At 44.2% G+C, this 3,913-nt stretch carries 3 protein-coding genes; 1 reads left to right on the top strand and 2 read right to left on the bottom strand.

Annotated features, from left to right (window positions below; translation table 11 throughout):
* Window positions 1-75: 75 nt before the first annotated feature.
* Both pgi and A1D16_RS19180 read right to left on the bottom strand, forming a co-directional pair.
* Window positions 76-1,725, bottom strand: a complete 1,650-nt coding sequence (gene pgi / locus A1D16_RS19185; protein WP_290712526.1) for a glucose-6-phosphate isomerase — start codon at window positions 1,723-1,725, stop codon at window positions 76-78.
* A 27-nt stretch (window positions 1,726-1,752) separates the two neighbouring features.
* Window positions 1,753-2,769: a GntG family PLP-dependent aldolase gene (locus tag A1D16_RS19180; RefSeq protein WP_290712524.1), complete on the bottom strand. Its 1,017-nt coding sequence runs from the start codon at window positions 2,767-2,769 to the stop codon at window positions 1,753-1,755.
* A gap of 291 nt (window positions 2,770-3,060) precedes the next feature.
* Here A1D16_RS19180 and A1D16_RS19175 point away from each other — a divergent pair.
* The coding region (locus tag A1D16_RS19175) for an AAA family ATPase (RefSeq protein ID WP_290712521.1) at window positions 3,061-3,913 on the top strand (853 nt) is incomplete at its 3' end.

The following is a 3,913-nucleotide window of genomic DNA, read 5'->3' as shown; positions in this document are numbered from 1 at the left end:
ATCGGGCATAGAAGGATGCGGTATGTTTTTATCCATATTGTTCAGAAGCTGCTTTACCAAAGAATACCCTCTTATTTACCTCATTTTTTTATACAAATTAATCAGTCCGTTTGTACTGGAATCATGCGAGCTGATCGGCTCATTGTGCACCAGTTCAGGTAAAATCTGGTTGGCTAATTGTTTACCTAACTCAACTCCCCATTGGTCGAAACTGAAAATGTTCCAGATCACCCCCTGAACAAAAATCTTATGCTCATAAAAAGCAATTAATTGCCCTAATGTATACGGAGTCAATTGTTTAATCAGTATAGAATTAGTAGGTTTATTGCCTGCGAAAACCTTAAAAGGAATCAGTTTTGCCACTTTCTCCGCTGCCATTCCTGTTTTTTCCAGTTCTTTTGCCGCTTCTGCTGTTGTTTTTCCGTTCATCAGGGCTTCGGTTTGGGCAAAAAAATTAGAGAGCAATTTTTCATGATGGTCGCCGATTGGATTATGACTTATAGCTGCTGCTATAAAATCACAGGGAATCAACGGTGTTCCCTGGTGAATTAGCTGGTAAAATGCGTGCTGACCATTGGTGCCCGGCTCTCCCCATATTATTGGCCCGGTTGAATAATTAACCGGTTGCCCCGTTCTATCTACAGACTTCCCGTTGCTTTCCATATTTCCCTGCTGAAAATAGGCCGGAAAACGGTGCATGTATTGGTCATACGGCAGAATTGCTTCCGTTTGTGCCCCAAAAAAATTGGTATACCACAATCCTGTTAAAGCCATTAAAACAGGTATATTATGCTCAAAATCAGAATTTTGAAAGTGTTCATCGGCAGAAAAAGCACCTTTTAATAGATCTTCAAATGCCGGATAACCGATCGTAAGTGCTATGGATAATCCGATAGCGCTCCATAAAGAATACCGACCACCTACCCAATCCCAAAAGCCAAACATATTAGCCGCATCAATGCCAAACTTCACCACTTCTTTTTCGTTGGTGGAAAGCGCAGCAAAATGGCGGGCAATATGCGCCTCATCTCCGGCCGCTTTTAAAAACCAGGACCTGGCGGTATGGGCATTGGTCATGGTTTCCTGTGTAGTAAAGGTTTTGGAGGCAATCAGGAAAAGAGTTTCTTCCGGATTGATTTTTTTTAGGGTTTCGGCAATATGGGTGCCGTCCACATTGGAAACAAAATAAGGCTGAATTCCCTCTTTCCAATAGGGCTTAAGCGCCTCGGTTACCATTAAAGGCCCCAGGTCACTTCCTCCGATTCCGATATTTACAATGGTACGAATTGGCTTCCCGGTATATCCTTTCCACTCGCCTGAATGAATTTTTTCGCAAAAACGGCGCATCTGTGCCTGTACCGCCAGCACATCGGGCATAATATCTTTTCCTTCGGTATGTACCGGTTTACCCGAAAAATTACGAAGCGCTGTATGCAATACTGCCCTGCCTTCCGTCTGATTGATCAGTTCACCTCCAAACATAGCCTGGATGGCGGTTCCCAACCCGCATTCCCGGGCAAGCTCAAGCAGAAGCTTCCAGGTGGTTTCAGTGATCCGGTTTTTGGAGAAATCGACCAGGATATCCTCGTGCTTTTTTGAAAACTTCTCAAAACGTGCAGGATCCTGCCCGAATAATTGCCGAAGATGTATGCTTGAGATATCCTGGTAATGCGTGGTAAGGGCAGTCCAGGCTTTTGTTGTAGTGGGGTTAATGGTTGGTAACATTGGTTATTGCTTGCGTTGGAAATAAAATTACAGCTCATCAATCAACTGAACCAGTTGACTGATCATGGCAGAATGAATACCTAAATGGGTAACCATCCTGATTTGTGTTGGCGAAATTGCCAGGCATCGGACGCCATAATGTTCTAGTGTAGCAGCCAGGGTGGCTGCTGTAAAACGGCCTTTCACTTCAAAGATCAGCAGATTGGTTTCAACCGGTAATATGGAACCGATAAAATCTTTTTTCTCGAGGGCGGCAGCTAATTGCCGGGCATGCATATGATCCTCCTGTAAGCGATCAATATGATGATCGAGGGCATATAAAGCGGCGGCGGCCATAAAACCAGCCTGGCGCATGCCACCTCCGAACAGTTTCCGCACCCGTCTTGCCTGCCGGATAAAGGCAGCGCCTCCCATCAGTACTGATCCGATCGGGCAGCCCATCCCCTTATTAAAACAAACCGAAATACTATCAAAAACAGCTCCATATTGCTGCGGCGTTTGCCCTGTTGCTACCAGTGCATTAAACAATCGGGCGCCATCCAGGTGCAGGGCCAGTCCATGAATCTGACAAACCTGCTTTATGGCAAGTACATCTTCCCAATTATAACAGGATCCGCCGCCGCGGTTACTGGTATTTTCCAGGCAAACCAGCGAGGTGCGTGCTTTGTGAACATCGTCCGGATTAATAGCCGCTACCACCTGTTCTGCTACAATTCTGCCCCTGTTGCCGGGTAGCGCTTTTACCTGTGAACCGGAATGAAATGCAATGCCACCTCCTTCGTAAATATAAACATGCGCCTGCTGTTCACAGATCACTTCGTCGCCCGGACGGGTATGTACGTTGATGGCAACCTGGTTGCTCATGGTACCGGTTGGACAAAATAAAGCTGCTTCCATCCCAAACTTTGCAGCCATGCGCTGTTCCAGTTCATTCACCGAAGGGTCTTCTCCAAAAACATCGTCGCCTACTTCTGCCCGAGCAATTGCTTCCAGCATCCCAGGGGTGGGTAGGGTAAAGGTATCCGAACGAAGGTCAATTTTCATATTCCAAATATACGGCTGCGCTCAGTTTTGAAGAAATTAGTCCCGTGAAAATCAAGTAGTTCCATTCCAAAACTTCCTATTTATAGATTTTTGATAAACTAAATAATTGCTATTAATATATTTTATATCAATGCGTATTAATAATTTATTCATGTTTTATTAGACAACATATATCGCTATTTATATTCATTTGTGAATAAGTAATAGCTAATAATCAGAAGTCCCGGCTGAATCTTCTGTCCAAGTTGAAATCAATCCTATATATTTGCTTCCCTCTAAAATTGGGTAATTGTGCGTCTAAAGAGCTTAGAAATAAAGGGTTTTAAAAGTTTTGCGGATAAAACCACCGTGCATTTCGACCAGAATATAACGGGTATTGTGGGGCCGAATGGCTGTGGAAAAAGTAATATCATTGACAGTATCCGCTGGGTAATTGGCGAGCAAAAGATCAGTCAGCTTCGTTCAGAAAATCTGGACAGCCTGGTTTTCAACGGCTCCCGAACCCGGTCGGCTTCCGGTTTAGCCGAGGTAAGCCTGACTTTTGAAAACACCAAAAACCTGCTTCCTACAGAATTTAATACGGTAACAATTACCCGCAAGTTTTACAAAAGCGGGGAAAGCGAATACCGGTTAAATGATGTGAGCTGCCGACTGAAAGATATCCAGAACCTGTTCATGGATACCGGGGTAAGCACCGACAGTTACAGCATTATTGAACTGGGTATGGTGGATGACCTGATCAAAGACAAAGAGAACAGCCGTAGACGAATGTTGGAGCAGGCAGCCGGTATTTCTATATACAAAACCCGTAAAAAAGAGGCCAAACAAAAACTGGATGCTACAGAGCAGGATCTGGCGCGTATTGAAGATTTACTGTTTGAGATCAATAACCAGTTAAAAACGCTGGAGAACCAGGCAAAAAAAGCTGAGAAATACCACGAAATCAAAAAAGATTATCGGGAGATCTCAATTGAACTTGCCAAGGCCGCATTAGAAGGATTTAATCTTACCTATCGCGATCTGAATGAACAAACCAACGCAGAAACCGACAAAAAAATTCAGTTAGACGCCATTATAGTGCAGGAAGAGGCTGGATTGGAACAGGAAAAACTGGAATTCATCGAAAAGGAGCGCCAGTTACAAT

This window comes from Flavihumibacter sp. CACIAM 22H1, from assembly GCF_001601815.1.
Lineage (GTDB): Bacteria > Bacteroidota > Bacteroidia > Chitinophagales > Chitinophagaceae > Flavihumibacter.
Note: the sequence above shows the minus strand (reverse complement) of the source record. Positions and strands in the feature narration are given on the sequence as shown.